The organism is Mucilaginibacter sp. P1_D10 (genome assembly GCF_056406215.1).
Genome location: NZ_JBFUAP010000003.1, coordinates 211,976 through 237,358, shown reverse-complemented (window position 1 = coordinate 237,358; position 25,383 = coordinate 211,976). Strand labels below are relative to the sequence as shown.

At 48.4% G+C, this 25,383-nt stretch carries 23 protein-coding genes; 10 read left to right on the top strand and 13 right to left on the bottom strand.

The features are described from left to right. Positions 1-107: 107 nt before the first annotated feature. The gene (gene alaS / locus AC1DYT_RS05530; protein ID WP_477468645.1) at positions 108-3,026 is read right to left on the bottom strand and encodes an alanine--tRNA ligase; all 2,919 of its coding nucleotides are present in this window, start codon (positions 3,024-3,026) and stop codon (positions 108-110) included. Between the two features lie 152 nt (positions 3,027-3,178). Here alaS and AC1DYT_RS05525 point away from each other — a divergent pair, with 152 nt between their 5' ends. Both AC1DYT_RS05525 and AC1DYT_RS05520 read left to right on the top strand, forming a co-directional pair. Continuing rightward, positions 3,179-3,730 carry an AAA family ATPase gene (locus AC1DYT_RS05525; protein WP_477468644.1) on the top strand — a complete coding sequence of 184 codons (552 nt, stop codon included), beginning with the start codon at positions 3,179-3,181 and terminating at the stop codon, positions 3,728-3,730. A gap of 54 nt (positions 3,731-3,784) precedes the next feature. Further along, positions 3,785-4,315, top strand: a complete 531-nt coding sequence (locus AC1DYT_RS05520; protein ID WP_477468643.1) for a heme-binding beta-barrel domain-containing protein — start codon at positions 3,785-3,787, stop codon at positions 4,313-4,315. A 9-nt stretch (positions 4,316-4,324) separates the two neighbouring features. Here the strand turns inward: AC1DYT_RS05520 and AC1DYT_RS05515 are convergent, their stop codons facing one another. From AC1DYT_RS05515 to AC1DYT_RS05500, 4 genes are all read right to left on the bottom strand, one after another. Continuing rightward, a complete protein-coding gene (locus AC1DYT_RS05515) occupies positions 4,325-4,570 on the bottom strand; it encodes a hypothetical protein (RefSeq protein WP_133231175.1) in 246 nt (81 codons plus the stop codon). 332 nt (positions 4,571-4,902) lie between these two features. Then, entirely contained in the window at positions 4,903-5,652 is a 750-nt protein-coding gene (locus tag AC1DYT_RS05510) for an ABC transporter ATP-binding protein (protein WP_477468642.1), read from the bottom strand. Next, entirely contained in the window at positions 5,649-6,515 is an 867-nt protein-coding gene (locus AC1DYT_RS05505; RefSeq protein ID WP_477468641.1) for an ABC transporter permease, read from the bottom strand. The genes AC1DYT_RS05510 and AC1DYT_RS05505 overlap by 4 nt, the downstream gene beginning before the upstream one ends. After that, complete coding sequence (locus AC1DYT_RS05500; RefSeq protein ID WP_477468640.1) at positions 6,515-7,486, bottom strand: ABC transporter substrate-binding protein; 972 nt, start codon at positions 7,484-7,486, stop codon at positions 6,515-6,517. Before AC1DYT_RS05500 ends, AC1DYT_RS05505 begins: the two co-directional genes overlap by 1 nt. A gap of 114 nt (positions 7,487-7,600) precedes the next feature. Between AC1DYT_RS05500 and AC1DYT_RS05495 the strand changes: the two genes are divergently transcribed. The 4 genes from AC1DYT_RS05495 to AC1DYT_RS05480 all read left to right on the top strand — a co-directional run bounded on the left by AC1DYT_RS05495 (position 7,601) and on the right by AC1DYT_RS05480 (position 13,907). After that, on the top strand, positions 7,601-8,746 hold the full coding sequence (locus AC1DYT_RS05495) for a methionine aminotransferase (protein ID WP_477468639.1): 1,146 nt from the start codon (positions 7,601-7,603) through the stop codon (positions 8,744-8,746). A gap of 103 nt (positions 8,747-8,849) precedes the next feature. Then, a complete protein-coding gene (locus tag AC1DYT_RS05490; protein ID WP_477468638.1) occupies positions 8,850-9,626 on the top strand; it encodes an amidohydrolase in 777 nt (258 codons plus the stop codon). A 753-nt stretch (positions 9,627-10,379) separates the two neighbouring features. Then, on the top strand, positions 10,380-13,451 hold the full coding sequence (locus AC1DYT_RS05485; protein ID WP_477468637.1) for a GH92 family glycosyl hydrolase: 3,072 nt from the start codon (positions 10,380-10,382) through the stop codon (positions 13,449-13,451). 117 nt (positions 13,452-13,568) lie between these two features. Then, the gene (locus AC1DYT_RS05480) at positions 13,569-13,907 is read left to right on the top strand and encodes a TfoX/Sxy family protein (RefSeq protein ID WP_477468636.1); all 339 of its coding nucleotides are present in this window, start codon (positions 13,569-13,571) and stop codon (positions 13,905-13,907) included. A 205-nt stretch (positions 13,908-14,112) separates the two neighbouring features. On the opposite strand, the gene AC1DYT_RS05475 is transcribed toward AC1DYT_RS05480, so the two are convergent. Further along, positions 14,113-15,747: an alpha-amylase family protein gene (locus AC1DYT_RS05475; protein ID WP_477468635.1), complete on the bottom strand. Its 1,635-nt coding sequence runs from the start codon at positions 15,745-15,747 to the stop codon at positions 14,113-14,115. A gap of 124 nt (positions 15,748-15,871) precedes the next feature. Between AC1DYT_RS05475 and lepB the strand changes: the two genes are divergently transcribed. Then, positions 15,872-16,981: a signal peptidase I gene (gene lepB, locus AC1DYT_RS05470; protein ID WP_477468634.1), complete on the top strand. Its 1,110-nt coding sequence runs from the start codon at positions 15,872-15,874 to the stop codon at positions 16,979-16,981. Between the two features lie 161 nt (positions 16,982-17,142). After that, positions 17,143-17,490 (top strand): DUF1801 domain-containing protein, encoded by a 348-nt coding sequence (locus AC1DYT_RS05465; protein ID WP_477468633.1) that lies wholly within the window; start codon positions 17,143-17,145, stop codon positions 17,488-17,490. 132 nt (positions 17,491-17,622) lie between these two features. On the opposite strand, the gene AC1DYT_RS05460 is transcribed toward AC1DYT_RS05465, so the two are convergent. The 3 genes from AC1DYT_RS05460 to AC1DYT_RS05450 all read right to left on the bottom strand — a co-directional run bounded on the left by AC1DYT_RS05460 (position 17,623) and on the right by AC1DYT_RS05450 (position 19,679). Continuing rightward, positions 17,623-18,207: a riboflavin synthase gene (locus AC1DYT_RS05460; protein WP_477468632.1), complete on the bottom strand. Its 585-nt coding sequence runs from the start codon at positions 18,205-18,207 to the stop codon at positions 17,623-17,625. Between the two features lie 72 nt (positions 18,208-18,279). Continuing rightward, on the bottom strand, positions 18,280-19,161 hold the full coding sequence (locus AC1DYT_RS05455) for an OmpA family protein (RefSeq protein WP_477468631.1): 882 nt from the start codon (positions 19,159-19,161) through the stop codon (positions 18,280-18,282). Between the two features lie 20 nt (positions 19,162-19,181). Continuing rightward, positions 19,182-19,679, bottom strand: coding sequence for an SRPBCC family protein (locus AC1DYT_RS05450; protein ID WP_477468630.1), 498 nt, complete (start codon positions 19,677-19,679; stop codon positions 19,182-19,184). A gap of 76 nt (positions 19,680-19,755) precedes the next feature. Between AC1DYT_RS05450 and AC1DYT_RS05445 the strand changes: the two genes are divergently transcribed. Continuing rightward, complete coding sequence (locus AC1DYT_RS05445) at positions 19,756-20,211, top strand: NUDIX hydrolase (protein WP_477468629.1); 456 nt, start codon at positions 19,756-19,758, stop codon at positions 20,209-20,211. 47 nt (positions 20,212-20,258) lie between these two features. On the opposite strand, the gene accC is transcribed toward AC1DYT_RS05445, so the two are convergent. The 3 genes from accC to AC1DYT_RS05430 all read right to left on the bottom strand — a co-directional run bounded on the left by accC (position 20,259) and on the right by AC1DYT_RS05430 (position 23,058). Further along, positions 20,259-21,734, bottom strand: coding sequence for an acetyl-CoA carboxylase biotin carboxylase subunit (gene accC, locus AC1DYT_RS05440; RefSeq protein ID WP_477468628.1), 1,476 nt, complete (start codon positions 21,732-21,734; stop codon positions 20,259-20,261). Between the two features lie 243 nt (positions 21,735-21,977). Next, positions 21,978-22,457, bottom strand: a complete 480-nt coding sequence (locus AC1DYT_RS05435) for an NADH-quinone oxidoreductase subunit B (protein WP_477461946.1) — start codon at positions 22,455-22,457, stop codon at positions 21,978-21,980. Continuing rightward, entirely contained in the window at positions 22,447-23,058 is a 612-nt protein-coding gene (locus tag AC1DYT_RS05430) for an NADH-quinone oxidoreductase subunit A (protein WP_477468627.1), read from the bottom strand. The genes AC1DYT_RS05435 and AC1DYT_RS05430 overlap by 11 nt, the downstream gene beginning before the upstream one ends. Here AC1DYT_RS05430 and AC1DYT_RS05425 point away from each other — a divergent pair. After that, complete coding sequence (locus AC1DYT_RS05425) at positions 23,057-24,271, top strand: BaiN/RdsA family NAD(P)/FAD-dependent oxidoreductase (protein WP_477468626.1); 1,215 nt, start codon at positions 23,057-23,059, stop codon at positions 24,269-24,271. The two genes, AC1DYT_RS05430 and AC1DYT_RS05425, sit on opposite strands and share 2 nt — an antisense overlap. Before the next feature lie 147 nt (positions 24,272-24,418). Here the strand turns inward: AC1DYT_RS05425 and AC1DYT_RS05420 are convergent, their stop codons facing one another. Further along, positions 24,419-25,318 carry a Nif3-like dinuclear metal center hexameric protein gene (locus AC1DYT_RS05420; protein ID WP_477468625.1) on the bottom strand — a complete coding sequence of 300 codons (900 nt, stop codon included), beginning with the start codon at positions 25,316-25,318 and terminating at the stop codon, positions 24,419-24,421. Positions 25,319-25,383 lie beyond the last annotated feature (65 nt).

The window sequence follows — 25,383 nt, the reverse complement described above, 5'->3', positions numbered from 1 at the left end:
GCGCGACGCGGCAACCATCGGCAAGCAGAGCCGCTCTGCTTGGTGCACCTTCCTGCCGATGATTGCCGCGCTTCGCTCGCAATGACGCGGGGGGAGTGCTCGGTTGCTTACCCCAAAAACGTCTTCGCCTTTTCCAAAGCCTTATCAATCCCACTAGCATCGCTGCCGCCGGCTGTGGCGTAGAACGGCTGACCGCCGCCGCCGCCTTTTACTTCTTTGGCCAGTTCTTTTACGATGTTGCCCGCGTGCAGGCCTTTATCGTTCACCAGGTTCTCGGCAATCATTACGGTGATGTTGGGTTTACCCCCAATCTCCGCAGCCAGCACCAGGAACAGGTTTGGTACGATATCCTTTAAATTATAGGCCAGGTTCTTCACCGCATCGGCATTGGGCAGCTCTACGCGTTGGGCGATAAAGTTGATGCCGTTGATGCTCTCGGCTTTTTTGGCGAGCTCATCTTTTAAGCCGGATGATTTTTCAAGTACCGATTTCTCTATCTCCTTTTTGAGGCGGTTGTTTTCTTCCAGCAGGCTTTCGATGCTTTTGCCGATATCTTTCGGGTTTTTCAGCAGTTCTTTTACCTGCTGCACCAGTTTGGTTTGCTCGTTGATGTAGTTCTCAGCAGCGATGCCGGTAATGGCCTCGATACGGCGCACACCTGCTGCTACGGCACTTTCTGATATTATCTTGAAGTAACCGATATGCCCCGTGGCTTTTACGTGCGTACCGCCGCAAAGCTCCTTGCTGAAGGATGCATCAAAAGTAATCACCCTAACGAAATCCCCATACTTTTCGCCGAACAAGGCGGTTACCCCGCTGCTGATGGCTTGCTGATATGGCACGCTGCGCTCTTCCTGTAGATATATATTCTGGCGGATCTTTTCGTTTACAATAGCCTCGATACGTGCCAATTCCTCCTCTGTAACTTTGGCGAAGTGCGAAAAATCGAAACGCAGGTAATCAGCATTCACCAGTGAGCCTTTTTGGTTTACGTGTGTGCCCAGTACCTGTTTCATGGCGGCATGCAGCAGGTGCGTGGCACTATGGTTATTGTTGGTACTGTTGCGGCGTTCTGCATCTACCATTGCGGTTAAAGCGTCCTCGGGCGTAGATGGTAGTTTATCGGTAAAATGTACGATGAGGCCGTTCTCCTTTTTGGTATCGGTAACTTCGATAATCTCCCCGTTAGGGAACACCAGTTCGCCATTATCCCCTACCTGGCCACCGCTTTCTGCATAAAAGGGCGTTTTATCCAAAACGATTTGGAACTGCTCTTTACCCTTAGCCGTTACCTTACGGTATTTGATAACGTGTGCAATGGTTTCGGTTTCATCGTAACCGGTAAACTCAACGGCTTCGTCTTCGTCTTTTACCAAAATCCAGTCGCCGGTATCGATGGCAGTGGCAGCGCGGGAGCGTTGTTTTTGTAGAAGCATGTTGACATCAAATCCGTAATTATCTAACCCATAACCGTTCTCTCTTAGAATTAATTCTGTTAAATCTTTGGGAAACCCATACGTGTCATATAAAGCAAATCCAATATTTCCAGGCAATTGACTGGTAAATTTTTTTAAAATTGAAAATGCATCTTCATAATCAGGTCGACCGATTAACAACTCTTTTAGCCCATAAAAATTAAATCCACCGTAGATTGGTGATTTTATGGTATAGTCGATATCCGGATCATACATACTCGGAATTGCTATTTCATCTGACAAATGTCGCGCTAGATTCATCACTACCTGATTAACCGGACCTTGCCCATAGTCAACAATCGCATGCACATCGAAATTGACCCAGTTTCTTTTATAATGCTTAGCTAAGAATTCTTGTATTTCACTAAGATATTCGACATAATCTTTAATAATATTAATACCCTTTCCTAACGTCCTCAAGAAAGAAACCTCCTCTTCCAAAATCACCTTCTGCACAAAATCCTTTTGGTTCCACAACTCATCAAAAACACCTTTAAATTGCTCGGCCAGCAATGGCACTAACTCATTAAAGAATGGTTCTTTAAAACCAAGGGTTTGATAACTGTAACGCACCGCGCGGCGTAATATCCTGCGGATAACGTAACCGGCTTTGTTGCTTGCCGGCAGTTGCCCATCGGCAATGGCGAAGCTGATGGCGCGAATATGGTCGGCCAGTACGCGCATGGCAACGGCATCGGCCCAATCGGTATCGCCGGGTTTAGCGGCGCTATTATATTTTTTGTTCGATTTCTCTGCAATGAACTGTATCATCGGCTGGAAAACGTCGGTATCGTAATTGCTTGTTTTGCCTTGCAGCACCCTTACCAAACGCTCGAAACCCATGCCCGTATCCACATGCTTATTAGGCAGCGGATGCAATGAACCATCTTTTACGCGGTTAAACTGCATAAATACGTTATTCCAGATCTCTATCACCTGGTCGTGATCGGCGTTTACCAATACGGCACCGCTTACTTCTGCACGCTCGTTATCCGGGCGACTATCAAAATGCACTTCCGAGCACGGTCCGCAGGGGCCGGTTTCGCCCATCTCCCAAAAGTTGTCTTTTTTATTGCCGGGGAGGATGTGGCTCTCGTCTACATACTGCTTCCACAATTCGTAGGTTTCGGTATCTTTTTCAAGGCCCTCTTTTTCGTCGCCTTCAAAATAGGTTACGTACAGGCGGTCCTTATCCAGCTTGTAAACTTCGGTAAGCAGTTCCCAGCTCCAGGCGATGGCTTCTTTTTTAAAGTAGTCGCCAAAGCTCCAGTTACCCAGCATCTCGAACATGGTGTGGTGGTAGGTATCAATCCCCACCTCTTCCAAATCGTTATGCTTGCCGCTTACACGCAGGCAGCGCTGGGTATCGGCTACGCGCGGCGCTTTGGCTGGCGCCTCGCCCAAAAACACGTCTTTAAACTGGTTCATCCCCGCGTTGGTGAACATGAGGGTGGGGTCGTTTTTAATTACAATGGGGGCGCTGGGTACGATAACGTGCCCTTTAGAAGCAAAAAAATCAAGGAAAGCCTGGCGTATTTCGGTAGCTGTCATAATGGGGCAAAGGTAGGAAATTGACCGCTGATTTTAATGATTACGTTGATTCCGCTGAATGTCTGAACCCTGATGAATTGGATTAAAGGATTTACTTGATGATATTGCGGCATCAACGAAATCATTTAATCATTCAAATCAACGGTTCAGACATGAAAATACAAATCATGGGCGCATCCTGTGCAGGCTCTACTACTTTAGGTCGGGCCCTGGCCAAGCGTTTAAATATCCCTTTTTTTGATACCGACGAATACTTCTGGGTACTTACCGATCCCCCCTATACCACCAAGCGCGAGCCGGGATTGCGCAATGCCATGATAAAGGAAGAAATGGCTAAGCACGAAAGCTGGGTGCAAGCCGGGTCAGTGATCAAATGGGGTGCCGACTGGGAGGAGATGTTCGATGTGGTGGTGTTCCTGTACATCCCGCATGAATTGCGTATGCAACGCCTCGTTGCCCGGGAAGTAGAACGCTACGGCGATATCATCTACACCGACCCTGCCCGCAACGCCCAACACCAAGAATTTGTAGCCTGGGCCGAAAAATACGACGACCGCACATTTAGCGGGCGAAGCATACAACACCACGAGGACTGGCTAAGCCGTGTGGATGCCAAAGTACTGGAGATACGCGGCGATACTACGGTAGCGGAAAGGATAGAAAAGGTTACAGATTATTTAAAAGCTGAATTTAACTTTGGCTAAAATTTGAGGCGGAAGCTGTATATTTAAGGTATATTTTCCATAACCGCGCAAACCATGAAAAAGTTACTGCTAATTTTACTGTGCCTGCCCGCACTTTGTTTTGGCCAAACATCAAAGAGGGACAGCCTTTGGAGTCCGATGAGCTACTTTATAGGCAAATGGCAGGGCGAAGGAAGTGGCGAACCCGGAACGGGCAAATACCAGCGCGAGTACCAATGGGTAATGAACAAACGTTTTATACAGGTAAGCAACAAATCAACCTATCCGCCAGCAGCATCCAATAACAACAAAGGCGAAACCCATGAAGATATGGGCTTTATCAGTTACAACAGCGCTGCCAAATGTTTTATGCTAAGGCAATTTCATACCGAAGGCTTTGTTAACCAGTATAAACTAGACAGCATTTCTCCTGATAAAAAAACAATTGTATTTATTACCGAGGCTATAGAAAATATCCCCGCAGGCTACCGTGCCCGCGAAAGCTACACCATTGTTGATAAGGACAACTTTATAGAAACCTTCGAAATAGCCGAACCCGGTAAGGATTTTGCGCTTTATACAAAAACAAAACTTAAGCGACAGTAGGAAATATCCTTAAGCCGCCAATCTGTTCGCTTTCACCACCTCTATCATGTAGTTGTTCATCAACTCATACTCGGAGATGATAACGCTGAAGTCTTCGAAACGAAGGCCGTCTTCAAAGGCGTACAGCGTGTAGCCGCGTTTGTTGCCGTCGTACTCGCCAAGTTCGTACACTTCGTCGTAATTCTTGCTTTTTATTTTTGCGCCACTTACCAACTGGTAAGAATCGGATATGTTTTGGAATGTGATGTTCTTCATAGTACTGATGCCTATGCAATTTCTTTGCCAAAAATTTTTCTTTTCGCCCGCAGAGTTGACTCACCCCGACGACCCGCATGCGCGGGCGTCGACCCTCTAACTTCGTTAAAGAGGGTGAGGAATTCGAGAAAAAAAACTCCCCTCTTTGCGCAGCAGAGAGGGGTTGGGGTGAGTCAACTCGCGACGCGGCAAGTAACAAGCATGCAAAGCGGCTTAGCATTCGGCCAATTTATGATGGGGTCTTGAAACAAGTTCAAGATGACGATTTATTCAGAACGAGATTGGCGAATCATCTGCACATCTGTAATTTGCATATCTGCACATCAATATTCCTACCCAAACCATTCAAACAACTCCGCCTGCTTCAGTTTTGCTTTTTCTGTTGATGGGATATCTTTCATGATTTGCCCCTCGCCCATTTGGAAGATGCGGGTGCCGTGGTTTGCTGCGTCCTTTAAGTTATGGGTTACCAATATGGCGGTGAGGTTGTATTGTTTTATCAAGTCGTCGGCTATGCGCATCACTTTTTCGGCAGAGCGCGGGTCGAGGGCGGCGGTGGGTTCATCCAGTAGCAATATTTTGCACTCATCCATTACGCTCATCAGCAGGGTTAATGCCTGCCTTTGCCCGCCGGAGAGCGTGCCGATAGGCTGTTCTGTTTTATCTTCCAGTCCCATGCCCAGGGCGGCTATCTTATCACGCACCAATTGTTTGAAGCTTTCATTCTTGCCTATGGCAAGCCCTTTGTTTTGCGTGCGTAGGGCCGCCAGGCGGAAGTTATCCAGTATGCTCAAATCGGCAGCGGTACCGGATAATGGGTTCTGGAAAATGCGGGCTATCCACTTGCTGCGGCCATAGTCGGGCAGTTTGGTGGCATTGTTGCCATCAATGGTAACCGTGCCGGTATCGCTGAATATCGTGCCTGCTACTAAATTCAACAGTGTGGTTTTACCCGAACCGTTAGAGCCTACTATCACCACAAACTCTCCCTGCTTTATTTCCAGGCTTAACTTGCCCAGAGCTTTCACCTCATTAGGTTTCCCTGCGTTGAAGGTTTTGCTGATATCATTCAGTTGTATCATGCGTTGCGGGATGTTAAGCGCGGCAAGCCGACGATAATCAATACAAACACTGCTGTCACTATCTTCAGCATGTTGGGGTTTACGCCTATGCTTAGCGTAAGTGCTAACACAAACTGGAATATGATGGCCCCTGCCAATACCAACACGAGGCTTAGCCATACCGAAGTTATTTGCAGCCAGTTGATAAGCGTTTCGGCAATGATAACAGAGCCCAGGCCGATGATGACCACCCCTATCCCCATGCTGATATCCGCGAAGCCCTGCATCTGCGTAATCAGGTACCCGCTCAATGCCGTAAGCGCGTTGGCAATGGCCAGGCCGATGATTTTCATCCTGTCGGTATTCACGCCAAGGGCGCGAATCATGGGCTCGCTGTTGCCGGTGGCACGCATGGCTATGCCGAAATCCGTTTTCAACAGGTAGCCTATAAGCAGCGTAAGCGCAGCAACGAACAGCGAGAGTATAATGAGCGAATTTTGGTTCGGGTCGGTTAGAACATTAACCACCGAAAATAAAGTGGGCAGACTAAGCAAGGGCAGGTTAGAGCGACCCAAAATGGTCAGGTTTACCGAGTACAGGGCCGTCATCACCAAAATGCCGGCCAGCAAGGCGTTTATCTTCAGTTTGGTGTGGATGATGCCCGTAAGCGCGCCGGCTGTTGCCCCTGCACCTATCACCGCGAGTAATATCAGCCAGCCGGGCTGGTTGTGCGTAAGCAGTATGCCAGTAACCACACCGCCTAGCGTGTAGCTGCCATCGGTCGTAATATCGGGGATGTTGAATATCTTCATGGAGATGTATATCCCGAAGGCAATCCCCGCGAAGCAAAGCCCCTGCAATAAAGCGGTGAGGTAAAAATCCATTATTTTACGGCGGTGTAATCAGTCGGGATAACGATGTTGTACTTTTTGGCTGCGGCTTCGTTATAAACCCTTTTACGCAATTTCACCATCTCTAATTTAAGCCCCTCGGTTTTATGCGTCTTTAAATATTGCGCTGCCTGCAGGCCGCTTTGGTAACCCCATTGGTAAATATCGGCACCGAAGGCGGCTACCGCACCACGCTGCACCAAACCGGCTTCGCTGGTAAATATGGGCACGTTATGTTCGTTGCAGCTCTTCAGAATAGTTTCGAATGCCGCGAACACCGTATTATCCGGGTTGGCAAAAAAGGCATCGATGTTTTTGCCGAGCAAAGCCTGTGTAACCAACTGCGCATCTGCAGATGAATTCAAGGGCAGGGCGATAATCTTCACGTTGAGTTTATCCGCCAAACCTTGTATCCGGTTAAGGGCATCCGCAGATTGCGGTTCGCTTTGGTTATAGATCATGCCAATGGTGAGCTGCGCGCCTTTCGGCTTCAAAAGCTTGGGGATAATGGCAAAGGAGGTATCAATATAATTCAATTCCTCCATGGTGCCGAACAAATTTGCAGGGCCTTTGCCGCTTGCATCGGCCACCTTCATTCTTTCGGGCGTGGGCGAAACCATCTGGAAGATGGGTATCGTTTTTGTTTTTTGGATAGCCGTTACGGTGGATAAGGTGGTGGAAGTGGCGAGCAAATCCACTTGCTCTGATACGAACTGGTTCACTATCGTAGTAAGCGTAGGGATGCTGCCCTGCGCGTTGCTGTATTTTATTTCGATGTTCTTTTTGTCTTCGCTGAAGCCATTGTCATTTAGGGCTGCTACGAAGCCGTCTTTAGCCTGCGATATGGTTGCATCCTCAAAAGCATCCACGAAACCGACCAGGGGCACGCCGTTCTTTTGGTTAGTTTTACAAGAAAAAACGGCGGTAATTACTAAGGCGGCGAGTAGAAGCTTGGCGGTTTTCATATCATCAAAAGTAGTTAAAGGCGGTCGTTTTTAAAGCCCTGTATGGGCGTATTTTGTCTTTCAAATATCAGAATTTTCCTATCGCGACGCTTTTTTTACTTATTTTAGCCCTTAATGATACCCATTGTTTCAAAATTACCTCAAACCGGCACCACAATATTTACGGTAATGTCGGCCCTGGCTGCCGAGTTGGGCGCAATCAACCTATCGCAGGGTTACCCCGATTATGATTGCTCGCCCGAGTTGGTAGAGTTGGTAAGCAAGGCCATGACTAACGGGCATAACCAATACGCACCCATGCCGGGATTGATGGCCCTGCGCGAACAGATTGCTATCAAAACCGAAAAACTTTACGGCGCTGTATATAATCCCGATACCGAAATCACCGTTACCGCCGGCGGCACGCAAGCCATATTTACGGCCATAAGTGCGGCAATACACCCCAACGATGAGGTAATCATATTCGAACCGGCTTACGATTGTTATGCCCCTGCCATTAAGCTGATGGGCGGCGTGGTTAAGTCGCTGGAACTTGACCCGCCCGATTACCGCATTGCCTGGGATATGGTAAAACGCCTCATCAACGGCAAAACCAAAATGATCATCCTCAATTCGCCGCATAACCCTACTGCAACCATTTTGCGCAAGGAGGATATTGACGAGTTGAGTGCCCTGGTGAAAAACCAGGATATACTGATACTGAGCGACGAGGTGTACGAACACCTAATATACGACGGCGAAACGCACCACAGCATGGCCCGCTACCCCGAGCTGCAGCAGCGCAGCTTCATCGTATCGTCGTTCGGCAAAACCTTCCATGCCACGGGCTGGAAGATGGGCTATTGCCTCGCCCCTGCTTATCTGATGGCCGAATTCCGCAAAATACACCAGTTTTTGGTATTCAGCGTGAACGCACCCATGCAACATGCCATAGCCGAATATCTAAAGGATGAAAACACTTATTTAAGCCTGCCGGGCTTCTTCCAGCAAAAGCGCGATTACTTCCGCGAGGGACTGAAAGGCAGCCGTTTTAAACTGCTGCCATGTGCGGGTTCGTACTTCCAGTCAGTTAGTTACGATGGCATTACCGATGAGAAAGATACTGAGTACGCCATTCGCCTTACCAAAGAAATAGGCGTAGCTTCTATACCTGTTTCGGTGTTCTACAGGCAGGGTACCGATAGCCACATATTGCGTTTTTGTTTCGCCAAAAGGCAAGAAACCATCGATAAAGCCGTTGATAGGTTGTTGAAAGTGTGATGACAGATAGTTCATGGTTCATAGTTCATAGCAGAACCATGGCGCTATTGTATATTTACTAACGAGATGGCTATGAACTATCAACTATACCCTATGAACTAATATGGATAATTTGAAAGTTACCGTTTACCAGGGATATTTATTTTGGGAAAACATCGATAAAAACCTGCAGAATATATCGCTGAAGCTATCCGGCATCCGCGAGAAAACCCACCTCATCATCCTGCCCGAGATGTTCAACACCGGCTTCAGCATGAATGCCGAAGCATTGGGCGAAGAAATGGGTGGCAAAACTATGCAATGGATGGATGCCACCGCCAAAAAATACGATTGCGTGGTAACAGGCAGCCTCATTATTAAAGAAGACAATAAATATTACAACCGCCTCATTTGGATGCGCCCCGACGGCAGCCACGAGCATTACGATAAACGCCACCTTTTCGCCCTCGGCAAAGAGCATAACACCTATACGGCAGGCACCAAAAAACTCATCGTGGAGTTAAACGGCTGGAAGATATGCCCGATGATTTGCTACGACCTGCGTTTCCCGGTGTGGCTGCGCAATGTGAACGAAGATTATGATGTGCTGCTCATCGTAGCCAACTGGCCCGAACGCCGCGCCCTGCACTGGCGCACCCTTATCCCCGCTCGGGCAGTCGAAAACCAAAGCTATGTAATAGCCGTGAATCGTGTAGGCCACGATGGCAACGAGGTATACCACTCCGGCGATTCTACCTGCATCAGCCCCAACGGCGACGTAGTGTACTACAAACGCGACGAGGAAGACCTCTACACCTTCTCCATCATCCACGACGAAGTAAAGAAAATCCGCCGTGCCTTGCCGTTTTTAAAGGATGCGGATGAGTTTAGGTTGGAGTAAGATGTGCAGATTTTAGATTTCAAATGTGCAAATGACGTACCCGCACCCCGCGTCATCGAAAAGTTAGACTCATTGGTATTGAACAACAAAGGCCGGATCGCAATCCAGCCTTTGTATATAATCGTGAAATATTTTACTTCTTTTTTTGACCGGGCAACCCCACCCTTTGAAGGGTCTGTGTGGCTTCCTCCAATTTTTCGATAAAAAACGGCTCATTGGCGTGGCTTTTAACGTTCTCGCTAACAACACCCGGCCCAAAACCTTTTATCGTTTTCAACTTTTTTTCTACCGTAGGCATACTTACTCCTTTCATCAACCTGATATTCAAATGTAATTAATTACTTCTGATATGCCTTGATTCCATCAATATCAGCCTTTACCATCTTAATCAGAAAGTTAGAGATGAGGGATTCTCAAGCATGTTCTTTAAAATTCTGTTAATTCTAAAATTCTGTAAATTCTGATTCAGACAAATTATTATGGCGATGCCTTCGGCCCTGTCTGCCGACAGGCAGGCCGGGCTATGCGCTCATACTACACAGGCCTTAGCCACACGGCCGGTATCCGCTCCTATCCCTGGATTGCGCGCTTTTTCAAATTCTTTGCGGCTTCGCGCCTTTGCGAGAAATAACTCTACCACTCACATTCACCACCACACACCAATGAACCAGTGAACAAATGAACCAGTGAACCAACCAAACCAATATTTCTTCCTATTTTGCGTTATCCAAAAAACTAAAACTGGCTTTCTACATGAGATTGATTATACGCGGTGCTTTACTGGTGTTTATTTTAAGTTCGGCATTGGGCGCACTAGCCCAGGACACCGCTAAAACTGCTGCAAAGCCCAAAAAGGAAAAGAAAGAAAAACCGCTCAAGAAAAAGGAGCTCACCCAGTTCGTTAACCCCTTTATTGGCACCGGCGGGCATGGGCACACTTATCCCGGCGCGGTTGCGCCATTCGGCATGTTGCAGTTGAGTCCCGATACACGTTTAGAGGGCTGGGACGGCTCGTCGGGCTATCACTATAGCGACACCACCGTTTACGGTTTTTCGCATACGCATTTGAGCGGGACAGGCATTGCTGATTATTGCGACGTGCTGTTTATGCCCACCACGGGCGAGCCGCAATTCAAGAACACTAATTACCGCTCGGGCTTCAGTAAAAAGAATGAGTTTGCTTCCCCCGGCTATTACAAAACCAAGCTGAATAAATACGACATCGAAGTAGAGCTCACCGCCACCACCCGCGCGGGTATGCACCTGTACGACTATCCAAAAACCGATAAAGCCAACATCATCATCGACCTGCAGCACCGCGATGAGGTGCTGGATTCCTGGATAGAAGTAGTTAACGACCATGAAATACGCGGTTTCCGCCGCTCAAAATCATGGGCAAACGACCAATACCTTTACTTCTACGCCAAATTCTCCAAGCCTTTCAAAACCTACGGCATAGCACTTAACGACCAATTGCAGGCCGGCCAAAGCAAGATACAAGGCAAAAACGTGAAGATGTATATCCAGTTCGATAACCCCGGCGAGGTGCTTTCCAAGGTGGGTATATCATCCGTAAGCGTTGATGGCGCACTGAAGAACCTCGACACCGAAATGCCTGATTTCGATTTCAAGAAAATACTCAAAGCCACCAAAACCGCCTGGAACGACGAACTGAACAAGATACAGGTAGAAGGTGGCGCGCCACCCAGAGCGCAGCAGCAACAGGAAGTTGGCCCATACGGCTACCCTACCTATATGAAAAAAGGTGTCGAGTTGCCCGACCCTGCACGCCGCAAACAGGTGATATTTTACACCGCGCTGTATCACTGCATGCTGGCCCCCAATATCTATAATGATGTAGACGGCCAATACCGCGGGCTGGACCAGCAAATACATACCGCAAACGGCTTCAACTACTATACGGTATTTTCGCTATGGGACACCTTCCGTGCCGAAAACCCGCTATTGACGCTTATCGACCGCAAACGCACTACCGATTTCATCAAGACCTTTATAGCCATGTATGAGCAGGGCGGCTTGCTGCCTATATGGCCGCTGGCTTCCAACGAAACCTTTTGCATGGTGGGCAACCACTCTATCCCGGTAATTGTTGATGCTTACGCAAAAGGCATCCGCGATTTTAATGCCGAGGAAGCCTTCATTGCCATGAAAGCCGCCGTAAACCGCAAGCAGTTCGGACTGGATAATTACGTAACTACAGGCGCGGTAAACGCCGATGTTGAGCATGAGTCGGTGTCTAAAACGTTGGACTATGCTTACGATGACTGGTGCATTGCCCAGATGGCCAAAATGCTGAACAAACCCACCGAGTACGCCGAATACATCAAACGCGCACAGTATTGGAAGAACGTTTTCAATAGCGAGAACACCTTTATGCAGGCCCGCGATAACGGCGGCTGGTACACGCCGTTCGACCCTACAGAGATCAACAACAACTACACCGAGGGCAACGGCTGGCAGTACACCTTTTTGGTGCCGCAGGATGTGGAAGGCTTGATAAAAGCCATGGGCGGCAAAAAAGATTTCGAGATAAAGCTGGATGAACTATTCAGCACCACGGCAAAACTCAGCGGCCGCGACCAGGCCGACGTTACCGGACTGATTGGCCAATACGCCCACGGCAACGAGCCGAGCCACCATATTGCCTATCTGTACAATTTTACCAATGCGCCCGATAAAACGGAGTACTATGTAAACAAAATACTGCGCGAACAATATAGCGACAAACCCGATGGCCTGTCGGGTAATGAGGATTGCGGGCAGATGTCGGCCTGGTATGTGATGAGCTGTTTAGGCATTTACAATATCGCGCCGGGGCAGCAGCAGTTCCAGGTGGGCGTGCCACAGTTCGAGAGTATCATTATCAGCCTGGAGAACGGCAAACGTTTCAACATTAGCAATACCGGTGCAACCGTTAGCCGCGACAATAACTTCTTGCAGGGCCTCAACCTGGATGGCAAAGCCTATAACAAGCTATACATCAATTACGAAACGATAGTGAAGGGCGGCACCTTCGAGGTTTTCAGCGGCAGGATTGCCAATAAGCTATTCGTGCAGGATTTGGAGAAACCCACCTCGTCCATCACCGATGAGCTGATCGTACCGAACCCTTACATCGTGGCCGGCACCAAAACTTTCAAAAAACCTATCACTGTAGAAATTAAATGTATAGATGCCGCAGCAAAAATATACTACACGCTGGATGGCACCACCCCTACCGCAGCATCGCAGATTTACGATAAGCCTATACAGATATTGGTAAACACTACCGTTAGGGCTGTAGCTATCAATAATGGCAAGAGCAGCTTTGTAGATGAGGCCACCTTTGTCAAGATACGCAGCGACATCAAACTAACCCTTACCAATAAATACCTACCTAATTATTCGGCGCAGGGCGATGAAACGCTGATCAATGGCATCCATGGCACCAGCAACTGGCGCTTGGGCAACTGGCAGGGCTATCAGGGCAAAGATTTGGAAGCGGTGATTGATATGGGCACTGTGAAACCCATCAAACAGCTAAGCCTGGGTACGCTGCAGGATAGCCGGGCCTGGATCGTTTTCCCGCAATACGTACAATACTGGATATCCGATGATGGCAAGAATTACAAACTGGCCGCAACGGTAAACACCAAAGTGGATGTAAAAAACATGGATGTGCAAACCCAGGAATTTGCCGCTACGGTGAACGTAAAAGCCCGCTACATCAAACTCGTAGCCAAACAATACGGCCCGCTGCCCGATTGGCACGAAAGCAAAGGCAGCCCGTCGTACATTTTTGCAGATGAGATAACGGTGGAGTAGATTTGAGATGTGAGATGTGAGGTGTGAGGTGTGAGATGTGAGATATAGGTGCAATTCTAATTTAGAATTTTGGTTTTAGATTTAGAATTTAGGGGTTAGAATTTAGGATTTAAAAACATGGATGAAAATCTTTTAAATCGTGTACGCGAAGCGTTGGTAGATATATCGCACATCGAAGAAAAGCGCATGTTTGGCGGTATTTGTTTTATGGTGGATGATAAGCTCTGCATCTGCGTAAACAGCCAGGAGATGCTCTGCCGCATCAACCCTGATGAATTTGAAGACGCACTGGAAATGGATGGCGTGCGCCCCATGCAGCAGCGCGAACGCACCGCAAAAGGCTACGTTTTTGTGCATGAGGATGCCCTCACCAACAAAAAAGATTTCGACAATTGGGTCCAAAAGGCGCTGGCTTATAACAAGATAGCTAAGGCTAGTAAGAAGAGGAAGAAGTAAGCAAACCCCTCACCACAACGTCATTGCGAGCGATAGCGCGGCAACCATCGGTAGGCAGAGCGGCTCTGCAAGTCCGACCTTTGTGCCGAGGATTGCTTCGTACCTCGCAATGACGCGTTGGTGAACGCCGCGTCGCCCCTTCCCCCAAATCCCCCGCTGCGACTCGCAATGACATTTGGGGGAAGTCGCGGTCATTCACCCCCCATCAATCCCAATTAAACGTAACCTCCCTATTATTCAGTTTCCACTTTTTTGGCCATTGTTCGCTTATCCAATCAAGCGGCTCGCCGGTTGGCTGTACTTTGGCTGCCTGGGCGAAGGCGGTCTTGATAGCGGCCTTTTTATCTGCATCTAAAAATTCGGTCTCGGCAGATATGAACAACGGCGAGCCGCTTTCTGCCAGCAATTGCAACCACTGGCGGTTCCGTTCCCAGGCGATATCGTGCGTAAGGCCTACGCAATCGCCATCGGCGGCGTAGAAAGTATTGTTTTGCGGCAGGCGGAACGCAAGGGTATTCACGCCATATTTTTTGGTACGTTGCCATTCCTTCCCACTGGTATCATCGCCTATGCGGTTTAGTTCGAATATGCCTGCCGATAAATGGCTCACGGTATTACAGCCGATAATGTACATGTCTCCCGCCGCCTGGCGTATAGTGCCGTAAAGGGTGTTGATGATTTCGGCGTTGGTCTTACTTTGGTCGTTAAAATGCCAGCCGGGTACGGTAAGCCCATCCTTCATCTGAACCCCCCAGCGGCCAAAAATATCCCAGCTGCTATAGTCGTGCTTTACCATATCATAACCCCAAGTTTTATACAGGCTGATGTTACGCTTTACCCTTTCCAGGGTTTCGGGCAAGGTGGGGTCGAGTATCTTCTCGTCGGTGTTACTGCGGGTAGGCAGCGTTGGCGCCAGCAGCGAGGCTTTGTCATCGTGTCGGGCAATCAAAGGGCGTGTCCACAAGCCAGGGCGCATGCCGATGCTCTTTATCTCATCGGCCATTTTGTGCATGTCTTTAAACTTATCGTTTACAATCGAAAAATCATCTGGCTGTTGCCAGCCATCATCGATAAGCGAGAACGGACGGTTAGATGAATCGGTAACAAAGCCCGCCATTACCGTAGTTTGCTGTTTTACGCTTTCAAATGAGTTTTTGCCGTACATCACATACCAATCGTTTATACCATAAACAGGCTGCTTAGGCAGGCGTGGTTTTGCGCATATCAGCCTGCAAAAACGCGTTAAGGTTGCCCAGGGCCTTTCGCCTGCAGGGCTAAGGGAAGTAACGATATCTGCAGCATGCAGTTTACGCTGGCCAAGCTTTACGCCATCTCCGCCCGATCTCGTGTCCATGGTCAACTGCAGGCTGTCGTCTGCAACATCCCACCAGCACATGGTATTGCCGCCTGTTTTCACGCCGAAGGCGGCGGTTTCTTTCCCATCATGCAGCAGCACATACCATGGGTTGCGTACACCTACTTGTGGCGCTTTCCAGCCCAGGTCGGCATAGCTCCGTTCCCAGTGGTCGCCGAGTACCCTACTGTATTTTTTTGTTTGGTATTTCCATTTAAGGCGCACAGAAAGCAAATCGGCAGTTGGCGATTGTACATAAACTGCCTGCGCATTGCCTGCGGCTTTTAATTGCACCTGCACATCTTTATAGGTATAAGCAGAACCGCCCGAAGCCCTTAGTTTCACCCAACCCTCGGCCAATTCGGCCCAGGCCTCGTCGGGATGGTCGATAAAGGCATTGCCGCCGATACCTGCAAAAGTGAGCCTGCTGTACATTGCCGCGGCCATAGATGCAACAGATAGTTTGATAAAATTACGACGTAACATAGGGTGCTATAATAGGTAGGATAAATGTAGTAATTACAGGCAAAAATCGCTCTATCGCTTGTAACAAATCCTCAAAGCCGCACTCTAACTGCATAAGGAATACTAAATTAATACCATACGCTCTATGAATTGGAAATTCTTATCACGCAAAAAAACCGATACAACTAAGCCTAAAAAGAGCAAGGCGCGCGAATGGGTAGATGCTATTTTGTTCGCCCTGGTTGCGTCAACCATTATCCGTGGTTTGCTATTTTCGGCATTTGCCATTCCTTCGGCCTCTATGGAGGGCAGCCTGATGACAGGCGATTATCTTTTCGTGAGCAAATTATCATACGGCGCGCGCATGCCCATGACGCCTTTAGCTATCCCGTTTACTGAGTCTACGGTTTATGGCGGCATGAAAACTTATTGGGATGCCATACAGCTACCCTACTACCGCCTGCCCGGCCTTGGCGAAGTGAAGAGAGGGGATGCCGTTGTATTTAACTACCCTGCCGAAACCGAACCCCGCCCGGTAGATATGCGCGTGCACTATATCAAACGCTGCGTTGGGCTGCCCGGTGAAACCATTACTATTGTAAACGGCCAAGCCTATGCCGACGGCAAAGCGGTAAAAAACGCACCGCATGCGCAAACATCATACGATGTTGTTACGAACGGAACGCCTTTAAATCAGGATATTTTAAACGACCTGCATGTGGAGACGGGTAATTTCAACGGCGTAGATACCTACGAGATGATTATCCCTACCGATGCCTACGAGCAGGTAAAAAGCTTTTCTAACGTAAAATCAATTACACAGAAAAATGAGCCGAAAGGCCAGGCCGATATGCGTATTTTCCCTCAAAGTACACTATTTAAATGGAATGAGGACAATTACGGCCCTATCCTAATACCTAAAAAAGGGATGACCATAACCCTTAACGACAGTACCACCGCGCTATACAGCCGCGCTATTGAGGTGTATGAGCACAACAAACTGGAGATTAAAGGCAAGGATGTGTACATAAACGATAAAAAAGCCGATACCTACACTTTTAAGATGAACTACTACTGGATGATGGGCGATAACCGCCACAATTCGGAAGACTCGCGTTTTTGGGGATTTGTTCCCGAGGACCATATCGTAGGCAAGGCCGTTATCACCTGGATGAGCATCGACAGCACCGCATCGTTCTTCAGCAAAATCCGCTGGAACAGGGTGTTCAGGCCGATACACAGCGTAGAGCAATAGGAACTTGTCTGAACTCGAATTTTAAGGAATTAAATAAATTGACAGAATTAAAATTTCATAATTCTGTTAATTCGGAAAATTCCCCCAAACTGCGAAGCTTTCTTGAACACCATCTAAAATAATAATTACTTTGTGAAAAATTCGGGTTCAGACAACCTCTCATGCCTCGCCCCATAGACAACTACTTCCTTCAACAGCCCGAGCCGACCAAAAGCTGCTTGCAATTCCTGCGCGGGCATATCCTCGCATTAGATGCCAACCTTACCGAGGAATGGAAATACGGCATGCCTATGTATTGCTATAAGGGCAAAATGTTTTGTTATTTATGGACGCATAAGAAATACGGGCAACCCTATATCGGTATAGTAGAAGGCGGTCGTATCAATCACCCTGATTTGTTGCAAGAGAAACGCGCCAGGATGAAAATATTGCTGATTGATGCCGCGCAGGATATCCCGGTTGAGAAAATTGACGGGATATTGAGGGAGGCGCTTGGGTTTTATAAATGAACCCTAAAATCTTCGCTATCGCGATTAACGCAGCGTATCTCGTGGTGTGCATAGTGCAAACTTCCAGCTTGCGTCAGTTGAAAGCTGATGCAATGCCCGCCACGAGTTGGAAACTCGCGGCAGCTAACATTACTACCGCTGCATCAGCCTCGCCACATATTTGCCAATAATATCAAACTCCAAATTAACAACGCCGCCTTCGCGTACGTTGTGCAGGTTGGTATGTTCATAAGTGTAAGGGATAATGGCTACGGAGAAATAATTTGGACCGGAGTTTACTACCGTAAGGCTGATGCCGTTTACGCATATTGAGCCTTTCTCAACCGTAACGTTGCCTGTTGCAGCATCGTATTCGAAGGTGTATTCCCAACTGCCGTCCAGCTCGGTAAATTTGTTGCAGATGGCGGTTTGATCTACATGCCCCTGTACGATGTGCCCATCCAACCGGGCGTTCATCTGCATACAGCGTTCCAGGTTTACGGGCTCGCCAACTTTTAGGTGGCCAAGGCTGGTTTTATTCAGGGTTTCTTCTATGGCCGTAACCGTGTGCGTGGCTTCTGTAAGCCCTACAACCGTAAGGCAAACGCCGTTATGCGCTACCGATTGGTCTATCTTCAATTCATTTACAATGGCCGATTCCACAGTGATATGCAGGTTGCCCTGTTCCCGGCGCAAATCGGTTATTTTGCCTAAAGTTTCTATAATTCCTGTAAACATGTCGCAAAAATAATGTTTTGCTACGCGATTTTTAAATGGCGGGCATAAGAGGATATTTGGATGAGAATTTACTTACTCGTTGTTGCTCACCACCACTATCTCCACGCGCCTGTTCAGGTCCGAATCGTGGGCAGTAACCTCGGGGAAAATTTTCGGATCGCTGCTGCCAACGCCTTTGTGGCTCATCCGATTTTTCTCAATACCGGCCTTTACCAGGTAATTGTACACGAATTCGGCCCGATATTTAGACAGTGCGTATTTCTTGTTATCGAAATCGAAGCCATCCCGCCCGCTATATTCGCAGCAGATATGCCCTATAATTTTGATTTTAAGCTTAGGGTGCTTCTTCATCAACTCCACCAAAATATCTGCGTATTTGTAGGATGCCGGCGTCAAAAAATGCTTGCCGCCCATAAAAAGCAATTCATCTATATCGATTTTTTCTCCTGGTTTCAGTGTGGCCAGCCTATCTACCTTAGCCTGGAATATGGTGTCCCTAAAAACAGGGTCAGCGTGGTTTATTACCGTTAGCGTATCGGGCGGCATAGGTAACAACGGGATAGTTTTGAGCACGATAACATCCACCCTCCTATCCTTTGGGCTTCCTTTGGAAGTTGTTTGTCCGTAAGATGCCAGCTCACCTTTTCCTTCGCTTGAAATATCTATTCCCGGCAAAAGCTGTTGCAGGTAAGACTTAACATTATCCGCACGGGCTAAGCTTAGCCCCGCGTTGTATGTCGTGCTACCTAAATAATCCGCGTACCCGATAATCCTTATTGCTTCTATGCGGCTGCTATCCGCCACAAAAGCCGAATCGAGTTTTTGCCGGTGCAGGTTTACATCTTTTTGGTTGATGTTGTAATACAGGTGTAGGGTGTCGATTTGTGCAAAAAGGGTTGCCGATTTGAAAAACAAAACGATGATGAATACAAATGCAGTTTTATAGCTAATCATTAATATCCTTTAGCGTACCCCTATTTAAAACAACTAGCCAGTTCCACCCTTTTGTTGCGCAAATCCTTTCCGCCTTCCATTACCGATTTTAGGTTGGCGAGGTAAAACGTCCACCCTATCTGGCATTGCACCAGCAGGTTCTTTTCGGGGTCGCTCTCCTGCGGGATATCTTCCTGCAACAAATCGATGATGGTGAGCCCGTTGCGTGTGGAGAAAGACACGCTTACGGTTGTATTCCCGGTAAACGTAAACTTGATGAAATCCTTGCCGTTGGCTTCCAGCACGTTGCCTTTTTCGGTAACGGTATTATCGTAACCGTGCCAGTGCCATGCGTAGGTATCTTCTTTAGCAATCTGCTCATCAGGTTCGCGGCGGCGTTGGGGAACGGTGAAAAAATCGGCCTTGCGCAGGAACCATTTCTCCAGTCCACCGGGCGTGGCCCAGGCCAGGTAAAGGCTGCGCATATCCACATTATAGTCGCCGCAAAGCTTGAATTTCTTCCACCTGATGTCTTCCATAACCGGTTAAATTGGTCAGATAAAACTAAGTATAAAACTTTGCGTTTCGTTATCTTACCATCAAATTGATTTAAACATGCCAAAGCAAAGCGCGGGGATTTTAGCCTACCGGAAATTCAATAACCACCTGCAGGTTTTCCTGGTACATCCCGGCGGACCATTCTATGCAAAAAAGGATGCCGGTGTATGGAGTATCCCCAAAGGGGAGTACGAAAGCGACGAGGACCCGCTAATTGCAGCCAAAAGGGAGTTTGAAGAAGAAACAGGACATGCTATCGACGGCCATTTCATCGCCCTTGCCCCTATCAAATACAAAAGCGGCAAAGTAGTGCAGGCATGGGCGGTGGAGGCCTACATAGATCCTGCCAATATCAAAAGCAATGAGTTCGAAATGGAGTGGCCGCCCAAATCGGGCAAAATGGCCAGCTTTGAAGAAGTAGATAGGGCGGATTGGTTTGATGTGGATGTCGCGAAGCAGAAGATAGTGCCCGCGCAGGTGGGGTTATTGGTGGAGTTGGAGGGAATGCTCTGAACCGTTGATTTTAATGATTAAATGATTTCGTTGATGAAAAAGCAATATTAACTCCTGTTCTTCACCCAATTAGATACCCCACCTCCGTTACTTTCCGCCAAAACAATCTTGTTACAGCCCAATAGCTTCTCCATCACCAAAGCAGCGATTAAAGCCTCTTCCTCCGTACCGGTATCCAGTGATTCCGGCGTAAAGTATTTCTTTACGAAGTGCGTATCGAACTGCCCCGAGGTAAAGGCCTCGTGCTGCATTACGAATTTGCCGAAAGGCAAAGTGGTGGTGATGCCGGTAATGTGGTATTCGTCAATAGCGCGTACCATGCGTTCTATGGCCTCGGTGCGGTCTTTACCGTAGGTGATGAGCTTGGCAATCATTGGGTCGTAATAAATGGGGATTTCCATGCCTTGCTCAAAGCCATCATCTACCCTTACGCCGGGGCCTTTTGGGGTAATGTAGGTTTGCAGCGTGCCGATATCCGGCAGGAAGTTATTGGCGGGGTCTTCGGCGTAAACGCGCAATTCCATGGCATGGCCCTTTATTTCCAGGTCTTCCTGTTTAAAACTGATGGCTTCGCCACGGGCAATTTTTATCTGTTCTTTCACCAAATCTATGCCGGTAATCAGCTCCGTTACCGGGTGCTCAACCTGCAGGCGAGTGTTCATTTCTAAAAAGTAAAAGTTGAGCTGTTCATCCATAATAAACTCTACCGTGCCTGCGCCGGTATAGTTTACAGAACGCGCCACATCCACCGCGCATTTACCCATGGCTTCGCGAATTTCGGGAGTCAATACCGATGATGGCGCTTCTTCCATCACCTTTTGATGGCGGCGCTGTACCGAGCAATCCCGCTCGAACAGGTGTAGGATATTGCCATGCGTATCGCCCAAAACCTGTATCTCTATATGCCTCGGCGAAGAAACATAACGCTCTATGAATACCGATCCATCGCCAAACGCCGAAGTAGCCTCGGATACGGCGAGATCCATCTGTTCTACAAAATCTTCGGGGGTATCTACTATGCGCATGCCTTTGCCGCCGCCGCCCGCCGCAGCCTTGATAAGTATAGGGAAGCCTACTTCAACCGCGCGGAGCTTTGCTTCGGCAATATCGGTAATGGCTTCTTCGGTGCCGGGCACCATGGGGATGTTGTATTTTAATGCGGCGGCCTTGGCGGATAGCTTGTTGCCCATTACCTCCATAGCCTCGGGCGAGGGGCCGATGAGTATCAAGCCTGCCTCACGTACCTGCCGGGCAAAAGCAGCGTTCTCGCTTAAAAAGCCGTAGCCGGGATGTATGCCTTCGGCACCGGTCAGCTTACAGGCCGCAATAATTTTATCGCCGACAAGGTAACTTTGGTTTGACGGTGCTTCGCCGATGAACACGACTTCGTCGGCATAGCGTACGTGCAAAGCCTCGCGGTCGGCAGAAGAATAAACGGCCACGGTTTTAATGCCCATTTCGCGCGCGGAGCGCATTACCCGCAAAGCTATCTCGCCACGGTTTGCTACCAGTATTTTTTGCATAGGTAACAAATGTAATGGTCTGAACCGGGATTAAGCAGATTTTTACGATTTATGGGATTTTGAACTTCCACGTTATGTCGAACTTGCGTCTCTCTGGGTCTCTTTAAAAAAGGACCCGGCGGCTCGAGGACATTCACACGCAGCATATCCGCTCTGCATAGTGAGAATTCATAGAATATGGAATAATGCACAGGCTTTAATTCTGACAATTCGTTAATTCCTTAAAATTCGAGTTCAGACAGTTTACCCTACCAAACTTTCCTGCTCAATTTTCTTTTGCAGTTCCAGTATGGCGCCTATCAGCGCTTCGGGGCGCGGGGGGCAGCCTTGTACGTAAACGTCTACGGGTATTACCCTATCAACACCCTTTACCACGTGGTAACCGTGCTGCCAGTAAGGGCCGCCGCAGTTACTGCAAGATCCCATGCTGATCACATATTTTGGGTCGGGCATTTGCTCGTAGAGGCGCTTGATGCGCTCGGCCATTTTAAAGGTAACGGTACCGGCTATGATAATTACATCGGCCTGGCGACTGGATGGACGCGGGAAAACGCCGAAACGGTCGAGGTCATAGGTAGCGGCCATGGCACCCATCATTTCTATAGCGCAGCAGGCAATACCGAAACTCAGCGGCCAAAGCGACGACAGCCGCGCCCAGTTGAGCAGATCGTTCATCTTGGTTATGACGATGCCGCCGCTTTCGTTAGTTAAATCAGGCGTCATTTGCGGGCTTTTTAAAACTTGGTTTAAACATAGGCTTGGGCGGGGAAGTTGCAGTGGCAGATGCAGTTGCAGTCGGATTAGTGGCAGTAGCAGGAGCTTGCAGGCTGAACGCTTTTACTTTAAACGCGCTTTGCTGCAGGTTTATTTTATCATACAGCGATTGCGGGATGTTGGTGCCGGAATCGGGCACGGTTGGGTTTGGTTTTATCCAGTCGAGGTCGCCTTTTACCCAAACATAGGCGAGACCTAAAATGAGGATGCCTAAAAAGATGAACATCTCGATAAGCGAGAACCAGCCCCAGCGCGGATCTAATTGAATAATCTCCTTGTTGCCGAAAACGGTGGCCCATGGAAACACGAACACCATCTCTACATCGAATAATAAAAACACCAGTGCGATGACGTAGAAACGCGAATTGAAGGGCAGCCAGGCATTGCCGGTAGGTTCTTCGCCGCATTCGTAGGTACTAAGCTTCTCTGGGTTAGGGTTTCGAGGGGCCAGCAAGCGGTTCACGCCGAATAGCATCAGTATCATTACGATGCCTGTAATTAAAAAGATAAGTATCTTTCCAAATTCTGATATTTGCGAAACATCATCCATGACAGCAAATTTAACAAAACAAACCCAATTCGACGCGATAATTATCGGTGGAGGCGCCTGCGGGCTCATGTGCGCCGTACAAGCCGGCTTTTTAGGCAAACGCGTGCTGGTACTGGAGAAAAACGATAAGCCCGGCGCAAAAATACTCATCAGCGGCGGTGGCAGGTGCAATTACACCAACCTGTATGCTACGCACAAGCAATTCATATCACAAAACGAACATTTCAGCCGTTCGGCTTTAGCGCAATGGACGGTTGACGATACCGTTACTTTTTTTGAAACCTACGGGATAGAAGGCAAAGAGAAAACCCTGGGCCAATTGTTCCCCGTGAGCGATAAAGCGAAAGATGTAGTGAATGTTTTTACCACCCTATGCGATGATTTGGGGCAGGAAATTTGGTGCGATGCCGAGGTTACCGCCATTGAGCAAGATGCGGACGGCTTTACTATTTCCTTCGAACGGCATGGCAAGCAACAAACCCTATCGGTTCCTAAAGTGGTCATCGCCTCCGGCGGCCTGCCGATAGCCAAAATGGGGGCAACAGATTTCGGTTTACGCGCGGCGCGTAAATTCGGTATGCTGGTTACCGAAACCTTCCCTGCCCTGGTGCCGCTCACCATCACCGGCAAAGACCAGCCCTGGTACGAGCAGCTAAGCGGCAACAGTGTATTTTGCCGGGTATGGAACGACAGGGCAAGCTTTGAAGAAAATATCCTGTTTACGCATTGGGGATTGAGCGGCCCGGCCATTTTACAGATATCCTCGTACTGGAAACCCGGCGAATCTATCTATATCGACCTGCTCCCCGGCAAAGATATCACAGAGATGATACTGACCGAGCGCGAGCAAAACGGCAAAAAAATGCTGCTGGCTTACCTTGCCGGCCTGTTTACCCGAAAATTTGCCGACGCGCTTAGCGATTACGTGCCGGCCGAAAAAAACCTCGCCTCCCTTACCAAAACCGAACTTGAAGACATCAGCATACTGATACACGAGTTTAAAGTAAAACCGGCAGGCACCAAGGGTTATGATAAGGCCGAAGTGATGACCGGCGGGGTAGACACCAACGAACTATCCTCCAAAACCCTCGAAAGCAAAAAGGTACCGGGCCTGTTCTTCGGTGGCGAATGCGTAGATGTTACGGGCTGGCTAGGCGGTTACAACTTCCAGTGGGCCTGGGCAAGCGGGTTTGTTATAGCGCAGAATTTATAGGGCACGAATTGAGTGAACACTAAATCCACGAATTGAGACGAATTTCACAAAGCGCAATTGTAATTGAGCCGTTTACTTCGCGCAGTGAAAGCGCCTAACGATTTGTAAAATTCGTGGCAGCTCCAAATTCGTGAAATTCGTGTTCACTCACATCCACGTAAACGGGTCGCCCGAGGCGATATGCGTTATTTTCATACCTGGCAGTTTGGGCTGAAGCCATTCTACAAAATACTCCATGCCGGGTTCTTCGCTCACCGAATGGCCCAGTACGATCAAGGCAATTTTCCGGCCTTCCTCATTGGCGTTTCTTATAAATTCGGCTGTCTCCCATTCAGATTGCTCGCCGATTATCAATACGTCGGGTTTATCGTTAACTACCGCCGTAAGGTGCCATTTGCCGCCGGCCGCACCCGGAATGATCGTGAGTTTCTCACAAGGCTGCTCTAAATCGCCAATTACCCGCAGGTGCGCTATATTAAGCGTCGACTTTAAGTGCTGTACTACCTGGCGCAGGCTTTCCTTAGGGATTACAACCGTAGTACCTCCTTTATAATATGGTAGCCAGCCGGCCTTCTTCAACACCCCGTACCCAATTACATCGGGTTTTATGGAGTGGATATAGTCGTGGCAACGCCATACGGTTATTTTGTATTTATTCAACAAATCGAGTTTTTGCTGCATAACCGGGTTATTCTTCACAAATTCCTTATCGTCGGTATGGTTATAAAAGGTGGGTTCGTGCGCGATGATAAAATTAGCTCCCAGCTTCGCTGTTTGTTCAATCACGGCAATCGTAGCAAACATGGTGGTAACTATGCCGGTAACCACCATATCGGCGCTGCCACTTTTGAGAGTATCAACCGTGCCGGGTATGGGGCTGAGGCCGCCTTCTTTAAGTATCAGATCGATAATTTGCTGTACGGTAATCCCTTCGGCCCTGCTGCCTGACAGCCTGAATGCCGAGTTTAGCCCCAGCAGGGCTACCCCACCCGTTACTGTTAAGGTTTGTGCAATGAATTTTCGGCGGGAGGGCAATGTTTCTTTCATAATTGGTTGGTTTATTGGGTCAACAGCACATTGGCGCATTCAAGGTACGGCAATAAGAGCAACTG

Bases quoted from the DNA above. Each gene is read 5' to 3' on its own strand.
- AC1DYT_RS05505 (WP_477468641.1), bottom strand. From the start codon at position 6,515: ATGGATTTTTACCTCACCGCTTTATTGCAGGGGCTTTGCTTCGCGGGG.
- AC1DYT_RS05465 (WP_477468633.1), top strand. From the start codon at position 17,143: ATGCCTCGCCCCATAGACAACTACTTCCTTCAACAGCCCGAGCCGACC.
- AC1DYT_RS05520 (WP_477468643.1), top strand. From the start codon at position 3,785: ATGAAAAAGTTACTGCTAATTTTACTGTGCCTGCCCGCACTTTGTTTT.
- AC1DYT_RS05425 (WP_477468626.1), top strand. From the start codon at position 23,057: ATGACAGCAAATTTAACAAAACAAACCCAATTCGACGCGATAATTATC.
- AC1DYT_RS05445 (WP_477468629.1), top strand. From the start codon at position 19,756: ATGCCAAAGCAAAGCGCGGGGATTTTAGCCTACCGGAAATTCAATAAC.
- AC1DYT_RS05500 (WP_477468640.1), bottom strand. From the start codon at position 7,486: ATGAAAACCGCCAAGCTTCTACTCGCCGCCTTAGTAATTACCGCCGTT.
- AC1DYT_RS05460 (WP_477468632.1), bottom strand. From the start codon at position 18,207: ATGTTTACAGGAATTATAGAAACTTTAGGCAAAATAACCGATTTGCGC.
- accC (WP_477468628.1), bottom strand. From the start codon at position 21,734: ATGCAAAAAATACTGGTAGCAAACCGTGGCGAGATAGCTTTGCGGGTA.
- AC1DYT_RS05510 (WP_477468642.1), bottom strand. From the start codon at position 5,652: ATGATACAACTGAATGATATCAGCAAAACCTTCAACGCAGGGAAACCT.
- AC1DYT_RS05480 (WP_477468636.1), top strand. From the start codon at position 13,569: ATGGATGAAAATCTTTTAAATCGTGTACGCGAAGCGTTGGTAGATATA.
- AC1DYT_RS05495 (WP_477468639.1), top strand. From the start codon at position 7,601: ATGATACCCATTGTTTCAAAATTACCTCAAACCGGCACCACAATATTT.
- AC1DYT_RS05515 (WP_133231175.1), bottom strand. From the start codon at position 4,570: ATGAAGAACATCACATTCCAAAACATATCCGATTCTTACCAGTTGGTA.
- AC1DYT_RS05435 (WP_477461946.1), bottom strand. From the start codon at position 22,457: ATGACGCCTGATTTAACTAACGAAAGCGGCGGCATCGTCATAACCAAG.
- AC1DYT_RS05485 (WP_477468637.1), top strand. From the start codon at position 10,380: ATGAGATTGATTATACGCGGTGCTTTACTGGTGTTTATTTTAAGTTCG.
- AC1DYT_RS05420 (WP_477468625.1), bottom strand. From the start codon at position 25,318: ATGAAAGAAACATTGCCCTCCCGCCGAAAATTCATTGCACAAACCTTA.
- AC1DYT_RS05490 (WP_477468638.1), top strand. From the start codon at position 8,850: ATGGATAATTTGAAAGTTACCGTTTACCAGGGATATTTATTTTGGGAA.
- AC1DYT_RS05450 (WP_477468630.1), bottom strand. From the start codon at position 19,679: ATGGAAGACATCAGGTGGAAGAAATTCAAGCTTTGCGGCGACTATAAT.
- AC1DYT_RS05525 (WP_477468644.1), top strand. From the start codon at position 3,179: ATGAAAATACAAATCATGGGCGCATCCTGTGCAGGCTCTACTACTTTA.
- AC1DYT_RS05455 (WP_477468631.1), bottom strand. From the start codon at position 19,161: ATGATTAGCTATAAAACTGCATTTGTATTCATCATCGTTTTGTTTTTC.
- AC1DYT_RS05475 (WP_477468635.1), bottom strand. From the start codon at position 15,747: ATGTTACGTCGTAATTTTATCAAACTATCTGTTGCATCTATGGCCGCG.
- lepB (WP_477468634.1), top strand. From the start codon at position 15,872: ATGAATTGGAAATTCTTATCACGCAAAAAAACCGATACAACTAAGCCT.
- alaS (WP_477468645.1), bottom strand. From the start codon at position 3,026: ATGACAGCTACCGAAATACGCCAGGCTTTCCTTGATTTTTTTGCTTCT.
- AC1DYT_RS05430 (WP_477468627.1), bottom strand. From the start codon at position 23,058: ATGGATGATGTTTCGCAAATATCAGAATTTGGAAAGATACTTATCTTT.